Annotated in this window: 15 protein-coding genes; 5 read left to right on the forward strand and 10 right to left on the reverse strand. The window is 62.9% G+C overall.

From position 1 onward, the window contains the following. Positions 1–169: 169 nt before the first annotated feature. Positions 170–511, forward strand: a complete 342-nt coding sequence (locus LOY70_RS12260) for an FKBP-type peptidyl-prolyl cis-trans isomerase (RefSeq protein WP_265036973.1) — start codon at positions 170–172, stop codon at positions 509–511. Positions 512–647: 136 nt separating this feature from the next. Then, positions 648–1,418 (forward strand): ArsR/SmtB family transcription factor, encoded by a 771-nt coding sequence (locus tag LOY70_RS12265; RefSeq protein ID WP_265036975.1) that lies wholly within the window; start codon positions 648–650, stop codon positions 1,416–1,418. 63 nt (positions 1,419–1,481) lie between these two features. Here LOY70_RS12265 and LOY70_RS12270 read toward each other — a convergent pair whose 3' ends face one another. After that, on the reverse strand, positions 1,482–2,273 hold the full coding sequence (locus LOY70_RS12270) for an AraC family transcriptional regulator (protein WP_265036977.1): 792 nt from the start codon (positions 2,271–2,273) through the stop codon (positions 1,482–1,484). 109 nt (positions 2,274–2,382) lie between these two features. Here LOY70_RS12270 and LOY70_RS12275 point away from each other — a divergent pair, with 109 nt between their 5' ends. Next, on the forward strand, positions 2,383–3,312 hold the full coding sequence (locus tag LOY70_RS12275; protein ID WP_265036978.1) for a DMT family transporter: 930 nt from the start codon (positions 2,383–2,385) through the stop codon (positions 3,310–3,312). An 80-nt stretch (positions 3,313–3,392) separates the two neighbouring features. Here LOY70_RS12275 and LOY70_RS12280 read toward each other — a convergent pair whose 3' ends face one another. The 5 genes from LOY70_RS12280 to LOY70_RS12300 all read right to left on the reverse strand — a co-directional run bounded on the left by LOY70_RS12280 (position 3,393) and on the right by LOY70_RS12300 (position 9,695). Beyond that, positions 3,393–4,412, reverse strand: coding sequence for a branched-chain amino acid aminotransferase (locus LOY70_RS12280; protein WP_265036980.1), 1,020 nt, complete (start codon positions 4,410–4,412; stop codon positions 3,393–3,395). A 326-nt stretch (positions 4,413–4,738) separates the two neighbouring features. After that, on the reverse strand, positions 4,739–6,124 hold the full coding sequence (gene lpdA / locus LOY70_RS12285; protein WP_265036982.1) for a dihydrolipoyl dehydrogenase: 1,386 nt from the start codon (positions 6,122–6,124) through the stop codon (positions 4,739–4,741). A 3-nt stretch (positions 6,125–6,127) separates the two neighbouring features. Further along, entirely contained in the window at positions 6,128–7,399 is a 1,272-nt protein-coding gene (locus LOY70_RS12290; RefSeq protein ID WP_265036984.1) for a dihydrolipoamide acetyltransferase family protein, read from the reverse strand. Next, the gene (locus LOY70_RS12295) at positions 7,400–8,458 is read right to left on the reverse strand and encodes an alpha-ketoacid dehydrogenase subunit beta (RefSeq protein ID WP_265036985.1); all 1,059 of its coding nucleotides are present in this window, start codon (positions 8,456–8,458) and stop codon (positions 7,400–7,402) included. It lies immediately after the preceding gene. Between the two features lies 1 nt (position 8,459). Then, positions 8,460–9,695, reverse strand: a complete 1,236-nt coding sequence (locus LOY70_RS12300; protein ID WP_265036987.1) for a 3-methyl-2-oxobutanoate dehydrogenase (2-methylpropanoyl-transferring) subunit alpha — start codon at positions 9,693–9,695, stop codon at positions 8,460–8,462. A gap of 192 nt (positions 9,696–9,887) precedes the next feature. On the opposite strand from LOY70_RS12300, the gene bkdR reads away from it, so the two are divergent. Next, on the forward strand, positions 9,888–10,376 hold the full coding sequence (bkdR, locus tag LOY70_RS12305; protein ID WP_003180456.1) for a Bkd operon transcriptional regulator BkdR: 489 nt from the start codon (positions 9,888–9,890) through the stop codon (positions 10,374–10,376). Positions 10,377–10,503: 127 nt separating this feature from the next. On the opposite strand, the gene LOY70_RS12310 is transcribed toward bkdR, so the two are convergent. After that, a complete protein-coding gene (locus LOY70_RS12310) occupies positions 10,504–11,367 on the reverse strand; it encodes an MBL fold metallo-hydrolase (RefSeq protein ID WP_265036991.1) in 864 nt (287 codons plus the stop codon). A gap of 138 nt (positions 11,368–11,505) precedes the next feature. Here LOY70_RS12310 and LOY70_RS12315 point away from each other — a divergent pair, with 138 nt between their 5' ends. Then, complete coding sequence (locus LOY70_RS12315; RefSeq protein WP_265036993.1) at positions 11,506–12,306, forward strand: sulfite exporter TauE/SafE family protein; 801 nt, start codon at positions 11,506–11,508, stop codon at positions 12,304–12,306. A gap of 35 nt (positions 12,307–12,341) precedes the next feature. Here the strand turns inward: LOY70_RS12315 and LOY70_RS12320 are convergent, their stop codons facing one another. The 3 genes from LOY70_RS12320 to LOY70_RS12330 form a co-directional block, all read right to left on the reverse strand. Then, positions 12,342–13,211 (reverse strand): aldose 1-epimerase, encoded by an 870-nt coding sequence (locus tag LOY70_RS12320; protein WP_265036995.1) that lies wholly within the window; start codon positions 13,209–13,211, stop codon positions 12,342–12,344. Between the two features lie 242 nt (positions 13,212–13,453). Then, positions 13,454–14,734 carry a TRAP transporter large permease gene (locus LOY70_RS12325; protein WP_265036997.1) on the reverse strand — a complete coding sequence of 427 codons (1,281 nt, stop codon included), beginning with the start codon at positions 14,732–14,734 and terminating at the stop codon, positions 13,454–13,456. Then, the gene (locus LOY70_RS12330) at positions 14,734–15,261 is read right to left on the reverse strand and encodes a TRAP transporter small permease (protein ID WP_060741713.1); all 528 of its coding nucleotides are present in this window, start codon (positions 15,259–15,261) and stop codon (positions 14,734–14,736) included. Before LOY70_RS12330 ends, LOY70_RS12325 begins: the two co-directional genes overlap by 1 nt. Positions 15,262–15,296 lie beyond the last annotated feature (35 nt).

Here is a 15,296-nt window from a genome sequence, read left to right on the forward strand (position 1 = left end):
CTTATCTGAAATGCAGGGCCGATACCCATGTGAACCGAAGTGGCTGCCGCGGTTCCCTGATGCATGGAATACAAGCCTGTGGCGAAGGCATAAAACCTCGTCACAAAAGATTGCCAGACGCCCGGAATTCTGCGAAAACCCGGCGCCTGAATGACACGGATAGAGCCCCATGAACGAAGAACTGCAAATCATCGACCTGGAACAGGGTGACGGCAAAAGCGTAGTCAAAGGTGCGCTGATCACCACCCAGTATCGCGGCACACTTGAAGATGGCAGCGAGTTCGACTCCTCCTATAGCCGCGGCAAACCCTTCCAGTGTGTGATCGGCACCGGTCGCGTCATCAAGGGGTGGGACCTGGGGCTGATGGGCATGAAGGTCGGCGGCAAGCGTAAGCTTCTGGTGCCGGCCCACCTCGCCTATGGTGAACGGTCCATGGGCGCGCACATCAAGCCCAACACTAACCTCATCTTTGAAATCGAGTTGCTGGAAGTACTGACCCGGGACGATTGAAGGGCGCAGGAGCGGGCCCGCAGGCTCGTGTAGTAGGGTAGGGATCAGGTCCATGAAGCGCTGTCTTGTTCGCGAGGGAGAAAGTGTTGCTACTCTCTCCAGTCGAGACATGGCTTTGTTCGTCCGGGAGCGAAATATGAACGCAGAACATCATGATGCAGGCGTGTCCCAGGTGGCCGCCGCCATTGCCGAGCCGGCTCGTACCCGTATGCTGTGTGCCTTGATGGACGGCCATGCCCGCACCAGCACCGAATTGGCGAGCATCGCCGAGGTCAGCGCCTCCACCGCCAGTGCCCACCTGGCCAAGCTCAAGGATCTGGCCTTGGTGCGCCTGCACATCCAGGGCCGGCATCGTTACTACAGCCTGGCGGACCCACGCGTCGCCCAGGCCCTCGAAGCACTGATGGTGATCGGCCAGAACGCCGCGCCGACCTTCACGCCGCGTACCCCGGATCGCCTGCAATTCGCCCGTACCTGCTACGACCACATGGCCGGCACCCTGGCGGTGCGGCTGCATGATCGGATGATCGAGGCCGGGTGGCTGGTGGAGGTGTCAGGACAGGGCTATCGGCTGAGTGAATCCGGCGAGGTGTTGTTCGCGGGGTTGGGCATCGACGTTCAGTTACTCGCCGCACAACGACGTCGATTCGCCTGCCCCTGCCTGGACTGGAGCATGCGCCGTCCGCACCTGGGCGGGGCCCTGGGGGCGGCGTTGCTGCAAGTGGCGATCAAGCGCAAGTGGGTGATCCAGGACCTGGATAGCCGGGCGCTGGGGTTGACGGCCAACGGTCGCCGGGAGATGGCGGGGCGGTTTGGGGTGAGTGCAGAGAGGGATGTCGATCCTGCTATCGCCATCGCGAGCAAGCTCGCTCCCACCATGGATCTGCGGCGAGCGCAGGATCTGTAGACAACGGATAACCCTGTGGGAGCGAGCTTGCTCGCGATAGCCATTCCAGCGCCACCCCCATCGTCAAGCCATATGCCTGCGTCGATACTCATCCGGCGTGGTGCCCATCATTTTGCGAAACATGCTGATGAACGCCGAGGCGCTGCTGTAGCCCAGGTCCAGGCCGATGGTTTCCACGGTCTGGCCGCGTTCGAGCAGGGCCAGGGCCTCGATGACTTTCAGGCGCTGGCGCCATTCCACCAGAGACATGCCCAGGTCCCGTTGGGCCCGGCGCATCAGCGTGCGTTCGGTGGTGTTGGCGGCGTGGGCCAGTTGCGGCAAGGAGCGCGGGTCGCTGGGATTCGCCTCCAGGGCCCGCAATACGGGGCCCAGCAGTGGATCATCCGAGGAGGGCAGGTAGCTACCGGCATGGGGCGCCTGAGTCAGCTTGTCCACCAGTACCTGCAACAAGCGCTGCTGCTCGGGTGTCTGGGGTTGGCTTGGTGGATCACTGCGCAGCTCTTCCAGCAATGCGCGGATCAGTGGGCTCAAGGTCAGCGCGCAGGGTACGACCGGCAGCGCAGCGCACAGTTCGGCCGCCAGGTACAACGAGCAATGACAGGCCTCATGCCGATTGAACCCAACGTGTTCCATGTCCGGCGGCAGCCAGATGCCGTACTGCGGTGGCGCCAGGTAATGGTGCTGGGCGATCTCGATTTCCATGACCCCGCTGTAGGAATAGACGAACTCACCCCAGGCATGCCGATGCCGGGGGTAAGTGGCGTGGGCCGGCATGCAGGCGCTGCGAAAGAAAATCGGCGAGGGCAGGGCCGCGTCGAACGGAGGCATTTTCAGATGTTGGACTGGAGGCTGCATATCGACCGCGATGGCGGATTACCGGGATGGCTTGTCGGGTAATCACTATATCCAGCAAAGGTGTCAGGCAGACAATCCTTTCATCCATTTCTGCCCAAGGACCTTTCCCATGACCACCCGCCGCGCCCTGGATGGCCAGGTCTGTGCCCTGATGACTGGACTCTGTGCCATCTGGGGTTTCCAGCAAGTCGCGATCAAGGCCAGCGCCGCTGACATGGCGCCGATGCTGCAACTGGGCGTGCGCTCGGCCATCGCCGCGGTAATGGTCTGGCTGTTGGTGCTGGCGCGGGGTGAACGCCTGTCCCTGGCCGACGGCAGTTGGCGGCCGGGCCTGCTGGTGGGCCTGCTGTTTGCCCTGGAGTTCGTGATGGTGGGCGAAGGCCTGCGGCATACGACGGCTTCGCACATGGTGATTTTCCTGTACACCGCACCGATGTTCGCCGCCCTCGGGTTGCACTGGAAACTGCCGAGCGAACGCCTCAAGCCGGCGCAATGGCTGGGTATCGCCGTCGCATTCGCCGGGATCGTGGTGGCCTTCAGTGGTGGCTCGGGGGCGCCGAACGGCAGTTCATTGCTCGGTGACGGCATGGGGTTGTTGGCCGGTGCGCTGTGGGGCGCGACCACGGTGACGGTCCGTTGTTCGCGATTGACGGACCTGCCCGCCAGCCAGACGCTGCTGTATCAATTGGTCGGCGCCGGAGTGCTGCTGATCGGGATGTCGGTGGCGTTGGCGCAAACGACGATCAACCCCACGCCGCAACTCATTGCCAGCCTGGCGTTCCAGGTGTTGCTGGTGTCCTTCGCCAGTTTCCTGATCTGGTTCTCGCTGCTGCGCCATTACCTGGCTTCGCAGTTGGGCGTGCTGTCGTTCATGACGCCGTTGTTCGGCATTGGCTTTGGTGTCTGGCTGCTGGACGAACCGTTGGAGCCGAACTTCATCCTCGGCGCGGTCCTGGTGCTGGGCGGGATTCTGCTGGTCAGTGGCTACGGTTGGTTTCACCAGCGCTGGGGACGATGGCTGGTATTGCGTCGGGGGTAGCCGAAGCCGCCAGTAAAAAGCCCACCCTTGCCGAGGCAGGGTGGGCTTTTTCATGCCGGCTGAACAGGCAGTTGCTCAGGTCAAACCTTGACGATCCAACCCGCTGGCGCTTCGACGTCGCCGGTCTGCACGCCGGTCAGCTCTTTGTAGAGCTTCTGGGTGATCGGGCCGACTTCGGTTTCGCTGTGGAACACGTGCAGCTTGTCCTTGTAGCTGATGCCGCCAATCGGGGTGATCACCGCCGCAGTACCGCAGGCGCCGGCTTCCTTGAAGTCCGACAGCTTGTTGATGAACACGTCGCCTTCGATCACTTCCAGGCCCAGGCGCGATTTGGCCAGTTCGATCAGCGACAGGCGGGTAATGCCCGGCAGGACCGAAGGGGATTTTGGGGTGACGAATTTGTCGTCGTGGGTGATGCCGAAGAAGTTGGCCGAGCCGACTTCCTCGATTTTCGAATGGGTCATCGGGTCCAGGTAGATGCAGTCGGCGAAACTGGCCTTCTTGGCCTGGGAGCCGGGCATCAGACTGGCGGCATAGTTGCCACCGACCTTGGCCGCACCGGTGCCTTGCGGGGCGGCGCGGTCAAAGCTGGAGATCAGGAAGTTGTGCGGGGTCAGGCCGCCCTTGAAGTAGGCGCCGACCGGGATGCAGAAAATCGAGAAGATGAACTCGGGTGCGGTGCGCACGCCGATGTTGTCACCCACGCCAATCACGAACGGGCGCAAATACAGCGCGCCACCAGTACCGTAGGGCGGGATGAAGCGCTCGTTGGCGCGGACCACTTGCTTGCAGGCTTCGATGAACTGCTCGGTCTCGACGTGCGGCATCAGCAGGCGGGCGCAGCTGCGTTGCATGCGGGCGGCGTTCTGGTCCGGGCGGAACAGGTTGATCGAACCGTCCTTGCAGCGATAGGCCTTCAGGCCTTCGAAGCACTGCTGACCGTAGTGCAGGGCGGTGGAGCCCTCGCTGATGTGCAGCACGTTGTCGTCGGTCAGGGTGCCGGCGTCCCAGGCGCCATCGCGCCAGTGCGACAGGTAGCGCTTGTCGGTCTTGATGTAGTCAAAGCCCAGTTTGTCCCAATTGATGCTCTCGTTACCCATGACACCCTCTATTGCTTAACAACCGTCGAAACGGTTCAAGGCTTCTGACGTTTTTTGGATGGGGACAACAATACTTCATTCCGGGGCTGTTTCGCAGCCTGTAACACCGATCCTGTGGATGAAAACCCGCTGGTTGGTGCTCCGCAAAACCTGTGGCGAGGGGATTTATCCCCGTTGGGCTGCGAAGCAGCCCCCTTGGCTCTGAGTCCTCGATGTATCTGACGCCCCGCGATGCCAGGTTTTGGGGCTGCTTCGCAGCCCAGCGGGGCGGTGCGACGTTTCGCTAAATCCCCTCGCCACAAGGTCATTCACCTACAACTGATCGGTTACAGATGCAACGCATGCCCCAACGCCCGCAACGCCGCTTCCTGCACGGCCTCGCCCAGCGTCGGATGGGCGTGGATGGTGCCGGCGATGTCTTCCAGGCGTGCGCCCATTTCCAGGGACTGACCAAACGCGGTGGACAGCTCCGACACGCCGACGCCGACTGCTTGCCAGCCGACGATCAGGTGATTGTCCCGGCGCGCCACGACCCGGACGAAACCGCTTTTCGATTCCAGGGTCATGGCCCGGCCGTTGGCGGCGAACGGGAAGCTCGAAACCAGGCAGTCCAGCCCGGCCGCCTGGGCTTCGTCCGGCGTCTTGCCGACCACCACCAGCTCCGGGTCGGTGAAGCACACAGCGGCAATGGCCGTTGGGTTGAATTCCCGGTGCTGGCCGGCGATCAGCTCGGCGACCATTTCGCCCTGGGCCATGGCCCGGTGGGCGAGCATCGGTTCGCCGCTCAGGTCGCCGATGGCCCAGACGTTGTGCATGCTGGTCTGGCAGCGGTGGTCGATTTTCACTGCAGCACCGTTCATCGCCAAGTCCAACGCTTCGAGATTCCAGCCTTGGCTATTGGGTTTGCGCCCGACCGCCACCAACACTCGGTCGGTGGTCAGGTTCAGCGTGTCGCCAGCGGGGTCACGCACTTGCAAGGTGCTGGCCTGGGCATCGAACCCTTCGACGCTGTGCTTGAGGTAGAGCTTCACCCCCAACTGCTTGAGCGCCTCGTGCACCGGTTGGGTCAGTTCGCCGTCGTAGGCCGGCAGGATCCGCTCCTGGGCCTCGACCACGCTGACGTCGGCGCCGAGCTTGCGGTAGGCGATGCCCAACTCCAGGCCAATGTAGCCGCCGCCGACCACCACCAGGTGCTTGGGCACCGAGGTGGGGGCGAGGGCTTCGGTGGAGGAAATGATCGGCCCGCCCAGTGGCAGCATCGGCAGGTTGACGCTTTTCGAACCGGTGGCCAACAGCAGGTGCTCGCACTGGATGCGGGTGTCGCCGACGTCAACGGTCTTGCCATCGACCACTTTGGCCCAGCCGTGAATGACCTGGACCTTATGCTTCTTCAACAGGGCGGCGACCCCGGTGGTCAGGCGATCGACGATGCCGTCCTTCCATTCCACGCTCTTGCCGATGTCCAGGGTCGGCGCCGACACCGTGATGCCCAGGGCTGAGCCTTGGCTGTGGTGCCGCGTCTGATGAAACTGCTCGGCTACGTGGATCAACGCCTTGGACGGAATACAGCCGATGTTCAGGCAGGTCCCGCCCAACGCCTGGCCTTCCACCAGGATGGTCGGGATGCCCAGCTGGCCGGCGCGGATCGCCGCCACATAGCCGCCGGGGCCGCCGCCGATGATCAGCAGCGTGGTGTTCAAAGTCTGTTGCATGCCTTACTCCACAAACAGGGTGGCGGGTTGTTCGAGCAGGCCGCGCAGGGCCTGGATGAATTGCGCCGCGTCCATGCCGTCGACCACCCGGTGATCGAAGGAGCTGGAGAGGTTCATCATCTTGCGAATCACGATCTGGCCCTTGATCACCACGGGCCGCTCGACGATTTTGTTCACGCCGACGATGGCCACTTCCGGCAGGTTCAGCACCGGGGTGCTGACGATGCCGCCGAGGGCGCCGAGGCTGGTCAGGGTGATGGTCGAGCCGGACAACTCGTCGCGACTGGCCTTGCCCGTGCGCGCGGCTGTGGCCAGGCGCGAAATTTCCGCCGCGCTGTCCCACAGGCTGCGGGCTTCGGCGTGACGTACCACCGGTACCATCAGGCCGACGTCGCTCTGGGTGGCGACACCCACATGCACCGCGCCAGAGCGGTGGATGACCTGGGCTTCGTCGTCGTAGCGCGCGTTCATCTGTGGGAACTCCCGCAGGGCCACGACCAGGGCGCGGACCAGGAACGGCAGCAGGGTCAGCTTGCCGCGACTGGCACCGTGTTTTTCATTCAGGTGAGCCCGCAGCTCTTCCAGGGCGGTGACGTCGATTTCCTCGACGTAGCTGAAATGCGCGGCGCGCTGGGTCGCTTCCTGCATGCGCTGGGCGATCTTGCGGCGCATGCCGATCACCGGGATCTGCTGCTCGTCGTGGCGCTCGGCATAACCCGAACCACCCTTGGCCTGGATCGACGGACCTTGGGCCAGATAGGCCTCGAGGTCTTCGTGCAGGATCCGCCCGGCCGGGCCGCTGCCCTGGACCAGGCGCAATTGAATGCCCAGGTCCAACGCGTGTTTGCGCACGGCCGGGGAGGCCAATGGGCGTTCCTCAGGATCGCGGGCGACCGGGGCTTGGGCAACCGGTCTCGGCGCAGCCGTTTTTTCCACGACCGGTTCAGGGGCAGCCATTGGTTCGGACTTCGGTGCTGGTAGAGCCGCAGCCGGTTGCGTCGATTCCTTCGGGCCTTCCTTCAGGTTGCCCGCGCCTTCCACTTCAATGCGGATCAGTTCGCTGCCCACCGCCATGACTTCACCGGGTTCGCCGCCCAGGGCGATGACCCGGCCATGCACCGGCGAGGGAATGTCGACCATGGCCTTGTCGGTCATGACATCGGCCAGCACCTGGTCTTCGACCACCATGTCGCCGACCTTGACGTGCCACACCGACAGTTCCACTTCGGCGATGCCTTCGCCAATGTCCGGCATCTTGATAACGTGCGTGCCCATTCAGACCTCCATGACCCGTTTCAACGCCGCGCCCACACGGGACGGCCCTGGGAAATACGCCCACTCCTGCGCATGCGGGTAGGGGGTGTCCCAACCGGTGACACGCTCGATGGGCGCTTCCAGGTGGTGGAAGCAGTGTTCCTGGACCAGCGATACCAACTCGGCGCCAAAACCGCAGGTGCGGGTGGCTTCATGGACGATCACGCAGCGGCCAGTCTTCTTCACGGACTTGACGATGGTGTCCAGGTCCAGCGGCCACAGGCTACGCAGGTCGATGACTTCGGCGTCGATGCCGGTCTCTTCGGCAGCCACTTGGGAGACATAGACCGTGGTGCCGTAGGTGAGAACCGTCACGTCCTTGCCCGGACGGGTAATGGCGGCGACGTCCAGCGGCACGGTGTAGTAACCGTCTGGCACCTGCGCCGAGGGGTGTTTCGACCACGGCGTTACCGGGCGGTCGTGGTGGCCGTCGAACGGGCCGTTATACAGGCGCTTGGGTTCGAGGAAGATCACCGGGTCATCGTTTTCGATGGAGGCGATCAACAGGCCCTTGGCGTCGTAGGGGTTCGAAGGCATGACGGTACGCAGGCCGCAGACCTGGGTGAACATTGCCTCGATGCTCTGGCTGTGGGTCTGGCCGCCGTAGATGCCGCCGCCGCAGGGCATGCGCAGGGTCATCGGCGCGGTGAACTCGCCGGCCGAGCGATAACGCAGGCGCGCCGCCTCGGAAATGATCTGGTCCGAGGCCGGGTAGACGTAGTCGGCGAACTGGATCTCGGCCACCGGCCGCAATCCGTAGGCGCCCATGCCGACGGCCACGCCAACGATGCCGCTTTCGGAAATCGGGGCGTCAAACACCCGCGAAGTGCCGTACTTGTTCTGCAGGCCTTCGGTGCAGCGGAACACACCGCCGAAGTAACCCACGTCCTGGCCGAACACCACGACGTTGTCATCGCGTTCGAGCATCACGTCCATGGCCGAGCGCAGGGCCTGGATCATGGTCATGGTGGTAGTGGTCATGACGGTATCCAGCGCAATATTGGTGTTGTGATCGTTCATGTCAGATCCCCAACTGCTGACGCTGGCGCTTCAAGTGCTCCGGCATCTCTTTGTAGACGTCTTCGAACATGGTCGCGGCGCTTGGAATCTGCCCGCCGGCGAGGGTGCCGTACTGCTCGGCTTCCTTCTGCGCGGCGATCACCTCGGCTTCGAGTTCGGCGCTGACCGCCGCATGTTCCTCTTCGGACCAGTGGCCGATCTTGACCATGTGCTGCTTGAGACGGGCAATCGGATCGCCCAGCGGGAAGTGGCTCCAGTCGTCGGCAGGGCGATACTTCGACGGGTCGTCGGAGGTGGAGTGTGGACCGGCGCGGTAGGTAACCCATTCGATCAGTGCCGGGCCGAGGTTGCGGCGGGCGCGTTCGGCGGCCCAGCGCGAGGCGGCGTAGACTGCCATGAAGTCGTTGCCATCCACCCGCAGCGAAGCGATGCCGCAACCGACGCCGCGTCCGGCGAAGGTGGTGGCTTCACCGCCGGCAATGGCCTGGAAGGTGGAGATCGCCCACTGGTTGTTGACCACGTTGAGGATCACCGGCGCCCGGTAGACGTGGGCGAAGGTCAGGGCGGTGTGGAAATCCGATTCGGCGGTGGCGCCGTCACCGATCCAGGCCGAGGCGATCTTGGTGTCGCCCTTGATCGCCGAGGCCATGCCCCAGCCCACGCCCTGGATGAACTGCGTGGCGAGGTTGCCGGAAATGGTGAAGAAACCGGCGTCCTTGACCGAGTACATGATCGGCAATTGCCGGCCCTTGAGCGGATCGCGCTCGTTGGACAGCAGTTGGCAGATCAGGTCCACCAGCGGCACCTCGCGGGCCATCAGGATGCTTTGCTGGCGGTAGGTGGGGAAGCACATGTCATCGATGTTCAGCGCCAAGGCCTGGCCGCTGCCGATGGCTTCCTCGCCAAGGCTCTGCATGTAGAACGACATCTTTTTCTGGCGCTGGGCGACCACCATGCGGTTGTCGTAGATCCGCGTCTTGAGCATGGCGCGCATGCCCTTGCGCAGGATGTCGAGCGGTATGTCTTCGGCCCAGGGACCGTGGGCATTGCCCTGGTCATCGAGTACGCGGATCAGGCCGCGGGCCAGGTCGGCGGTATCGGAGGGTTCTACGTCGATGGACGGTTTGCGCACCGTGCCGGCATCGCTCAGGTGCAGGTAGGAGAAGTCGGTCTTGCAGCCGGGACGGCCCGTGGGTTCGGGGACGTGCAGGCGTAGCGGTTCATACGCTGGGTTCATGGCTTTCTACGCTCGATCTTGTGAATTTCTTGTAGTGGGCGCGCTAGCTGACGAACTTCCCCGGATAGGGGAAATTGTCCTACAACAATCATAGGCTCGACGAAGAAGAATATTTTTCTCTGTTAGCTTGCTGTTCAGATCATTTGCAGATAAAAAATCTGCACAACGATAAAAAACAGGATTATTTGTCTCATGCGTAAATTGGATCGCACCGACATCGGCATTCTGAACAGCCTTCAGGAAAACGCCCGCATCACCAACGCCGATCTCGCCCGTTCGGTGAATCTGTCGCCGACGCCGTGCTTCAATCGGGTACGGGCGATGGAGGAGTTGGGCGTGATCCGCGAGCAGGTCACCTTGCTCGACGCCGATATGCTGGGTTTGCACGTGAACGTGTTCATCCACGTCAGCCTGGAGAAACAGGTGGAAGAGGCGTTGCAGCACTTCGAAGAGGCAATCTCCGACCGGCCGGAGGTGATGGAGTGCTACCTGATGGCCGGCGATCCGGATTACCTGATCCGCGTGCTGGTGCCGACCATCCAGTCGTTGGAGCGGTTCATGATGGACTTCCTGACCAAGGTCCCGGGGGTGGCGAACATCCGTTCGAGCTTTGCCCTCAAGCAGGTGCGCTACAAGACCGCGCTGCCGTTGCCGGCCAATGGGTTGACCTTGGGGACCTGAGGCTCATTGTTGCCTGACCCACTGCCATCGCGAGCAAGCTCGCTCCCACACTGGATTGGTGGTGTTAATCAATCCCCTGTGGGAGCGAGCTTGCTCGCGATGAGGCCATTACATTCAGTACAAGCTTCTAAAGTTGATTGATTGGAATTTTCAGGTAGGTCACGCCATTGTCCTCGGCCGGCGGCAGGTGGCCGGCCCGCACGTTGACCTGGATCGCCGGCAACAGCAACGTCGGCATGCCCAGCGTCTTGTCGCGCTGGGTACGCATGGCCACGAACGAGGCTTCGTCGATGCCGTTGCGCACATGGATGTTGTGCTGGCGCTGTTCACCCACGGTGCTCACGCAGTGGGGCTCGCGCTCATCCGGCGGGTAGTCGTGGCACACATAGAGCCGCACCCCGGCGGGGAAGGCCAACAACTTGTGAATCGAGGCGTAGAGTTGATGGGCGTTGCCGCCGGGGAAGTCGCAGCGGGCGGTGCCCACGTCCGGCATGAACAGTGTGTCGCCCACCAGGATCACATCGCCGTCGATCAGGTAGGCCATGTCCGCCGGGGTATGGCCGGGCACATGCAGCGCGGTGGCCTTGAGGTTGCCAATGAAGAAGGACTCGTCGGCGGCGAACAGGTGATCGAACTGCGAACCATCCACCGCGAATTGTGGTTCGAGGTGGAACAGCGCCTTGAAGACGCTCTGGACCTGGTGGATGGACTGGCCGATGGCAATCTTGCCGCCCAGTTTCTGGCGCAGGTAGGGCGCGGCCGACAGGTGGTCGGCGTGGGCGTGGGTTTCCAGTAGCCATTGCACGGTCAATCGGTGTTCGCCCACGAAGGCAATCACCCGGTCGGCCTGTTCGGTGGCGGTGCGTCCCGAAGTCGGGTCGTAGTCGAGCACTGGATCGACTATCGCGCATTGCCCACCGTCGTGCTCGAAAATGACGTGGGTGTAGGTCTTTGAGGCGGGGTCGAGAAAGCTTTGGATCTGCGCGGGCATGACAGCGAACCTGTGCGGGAAGAAGCGGTTGCTACGCTTGAGGTTTACAACATATGGTCCGCAGCTTAGTGAGGGCCAAGGCGTCCTGCAAATGCGATCGCACCTGCCAACAGGTGTGCGCGGCTTGAGAGAACCTGAATGTTACTGGCAAGTTTGTTTGGTGTAGTCATGGGCCTGGTCCTGGGTTTGACAGGGGCGGGGGGCGGCATTCTGGCGGTGCCGGCGTTGGTACTCGGACTGGGCTGGAGCATGACCCAGGCCGCGCCGGTGGCGCTGTTCGCGGTGGGCAGCGCCGCAGCGGTGGGCGCCATCGACGGGCTGCGCCATGGCCTGGTGCGCTACCGTGCGGCCCTGCTGATCGCGCTGCTGGGCGCGGTGTTTTCGCCGCTGGGCATCTACCTCGCCCACCAGCTCTCGGAAAAAATCCTGATGATGCTGTTCAGCCTGTTGATGGTACTGGTGGCGGCGCGCATGTTGCGCCGGGAAGTCCAGCAGCCGGGCCCCAGCGATCACGGCACGGCCAGCTGGGGCCAGAAGAATTGCATGCTCGACCGCCAGACCGGCCGCCTGGCCTGGACGCCTCGTTGCACCGCCACGCTATCGGCGTTGGGCGCGGTGACCGGCCTGGTCTCGGGCTTGCTGGGGGTGGGCGGTGGCTTTCTGATCGTGCCGGCGTTCAAGCAACTGACCGACGTGCAAATGCGCGGGATCGTCGCCACCTCCCTGATGGTCATCAGCCTGATTTCGTTGATTGGCGTGGTGGGCGCGTTTCATGCCGGGGTGAGCATCGACCGGGTAGGGATGGCGTTCATTGCGGCGAGCATCGTCGGGATGGTGCTCGGGCGGCGAGTGTCGGCCAAGGTTCCGGCCCGGGCGCTGCAGGTGGGGTTTGCCGGGGTGTGCCTGGGGGTGGCGGTGTTCATGTGGGTGCGGGCGTAGCGGCCATGAACCGGGATTGCCCATGGCCACAGGGGTTACAGCAACCTGCATTGCATTGAAAACTCCATCGCCATCGACTGCCCTTGCTCCAGCAAACGCAATCCCGGTCGTCCCGGCAGGTGGTGGGCGTTGACCGGGTGGCTGACCGGTTCGATGCAAAAGAACTCCAAGCCTACGGGGCAGTAGAGCAGGAAATAATCGCAGCCGCTGGCCCGGCACTCCAGCTCATAGCCCAGGTCCGGCTGCTGGATCAGGCATTGTCCGTCCCAGCCACCGAAGCCGTTATCGACGAGGGTGTCCGGCAGTAAGCGGGCCTCCTGGAAATTCCAGTGTTCGGGAAGGTCGATCCGTTCCGTCGGCAGTTTCGTGGCGTCGCACAGCCAGGCTTCGCTCGCCCGGGTTTGCAGGCGCGTGGCGGCGGTGCGTGGAAAGTATGGATGAAGACCCAGTCCGTGCCACGCAGCGTGTTCGGCCATGTGCGTGACATGCATTGCGAAGTGCAACTGGCCGCCGCCCAGGCGGATCCGCAGGCTGGCGCGATAGGCGAACGGATGGTGGCTGTCGAGTTGCAGTAGCGTTTCTTGGGTGCTGTGCTCGACCACCTGCCACGCTTGTTGCCACGCGCTGCCATGGATCGGAAACGGATCGTTGGGGCTGTTGGCGTCCAGGGCCAGCCAGCCATCGGGGCAGTCGAAACCGCCGTGGGCGATCCGGTTCGACCAGGGGATCAACGGGAAACCACCGAGCTTGCCGGGCAGGCCGTTTTCCAGGGCTTGGGGGGCCGGCGGACGTAGCAGCGGGGCGCCGTTGCTGCGCAATGTCCAGTCGACCAGGCTGGCGCCCAGATGCGGGGCGAGGGTGAGGCGGGTCAGTTCGTCTTCGAGGTGGAGAAGGGGTGGGGTCATGGTGGTGTGGGTCTGCTGAATTGAAATGGTGTTACAGAGGTTTTTGTGCGAACGCTGTTGTGGCGAGGGGATTTATCCCCGCGGGGCTGCGTAGCAGCCCCAAAACTGGCAACCGGTATCTGTCTGATGCACCGAGATCCGCGCCTCTGGGGGCTGCTTCGCAGCCCAGCGGGGATAAATCCCCTCGCCACAGATAATCTCTGCCACAGATAAATCCCCTGATCACAGGGGATTTGTCATTCTTACAACACCAGATGCGGCAACCACAGCGACAGGGCTGGCACGTAGGTCACGAGCATCAGCACCAGGAACAGCACGGCGTAGAACGGCAGCAGCGCCTTGACGGTGGCTTCGATGCTGACCTTGCCGATGGCGGAGCCGACGAACAGCACCGCCCCCACGGGTGGCGTTATCAGCCCGATGCCCAGGTTCACCAGCATGATCATGCCGAACTGCACCGGGTCCACGCCGATGCCGACGATAACCGGCATCAGGATCGGCGTGAGGATCAGGATCAGCGGCGCCATGTCCATCACGGTGCCCAACAGCAGCAACATCACGTTGATGCACATCAGGATCACGTAGCGGTTGTCCGACAGGGTCAGGAACATCGTGGTGATCTTCGCTGGGATCTGCATCAGCGTCATGATGTAGCCGAAACTGGCGGCGAAGCCGATCAGGATCATCACGATGGAGATGGTGCGCACGGTGCGGTGCATCAGCTTCGGCAGTTCACGCCATTTGTAGTCGCGGTAGATGAACATGGTCACGAAGAACGACCACAGCACCGCGATGGCCGCCGATTCGGTGGCGGTGAAGATGCCCGACAGGATGCCGCCGAGGATGATCACCATCGCCATCAGGCCCCACAGGGCTTCGCCGACGATTTTCAACGCCTGGCGCATCGGGATCACTTCGCCCTTGGGGTAGTTGCGCTTTTTCGCGAAGATCAGGCACAACACCATCAGGCACGCGCTCATCAGCAAGCCTGGCACGATGCCCGCCATGAACAGCGAGGCAATCGAGACCGTACCGCCGGCAGCCAGGGAGTAGAGCACCGAGTTATGGCTTGGCGGGGTGAGCAGGGCTTGCACCGAACCACTGACAGTCACGGCGGTAGAGAAATCCCGTGGATAGCCCTTGCGTTCCATTTCCGGGATCAGCACCGAACCCACCGACGCGGTGTCGGCCACCGACGAACCGGAGATCGCGCCGAAGAAGGTCGAAGCGACGATGTTGACCAGTGACAGGCCGCCGCGCACGAAGCCCACCAGCACCCCGGCACACGCCACCAAGCGGCGGGACATGCCGCCCTCGGCCATGATCGCACCGGCCAGCACAAAGAACGGAATGGCCAGCAGCGAGAACTTGTTCACCCCGCCTGCCACCTGGATCATCACGGCCTGGAACGGGATGTCGATCCACCACGCACCGATCAGGGCGGCGGCGCCCAGGGCGTAGGCGACCGGCATGCCGATCAGGATCAAAGCGATAAAACTGCCTAGCAGAATCAGAGCGTCCATTAAGCGGCACCTTCACTTTCTTCAACCAGGTCGAACTGCACGACCCGCCGTTTGCTCTGGTCACCGAGCAAGAGTTTTTCCAGGACAAACACCAGCGTCAGCAAGCCGCCCAGGGGAATCGGCAAATAAGTCACGCCAACTCGCAGGCCGGGCAGGGAAGCCATGAACTGGTTCCAGGTGGACATGCACAGCTTGAAGCCCCAGACCGTCATGAAGATGCAGATCAAGGCCATGAGCAATTGGGAAAAAATCGACGCCGCGGATTTCAGGTGCGGTGGCATGCGGTCGGTGAGCATGGCCACGGCCATGTGGGCACCAGCGCGGTAACTGGCGGCGGCACCAATGAAGGTGAACACCATCATCAGCAGGATCGCCGTGGGCTCGGGCCAGCTCGAGCCGGAACCCAGCACATAGCGGGCGAACACGCCCCAGGGAATCATCAGGGAAATCGCCAGGACGGAAAGGCCGGCAACCCAGATGCACGTCATGTAGATCTTATCGTTGATACGCAGCAGCAAATTCTTCATCGGGTTTCACCGTAACCGGGCACGCCTTGGGCATC

The sequence above is a fragment of the Pseudomonas sp. B21-054 genome, from assembly GCF_026016345.1.
GTDB lineage: Bacteria > Pseudomonadota > Gammaproteobacteria > Pseudomonadales > Pseudomonadaceae > Aquipseudomonas.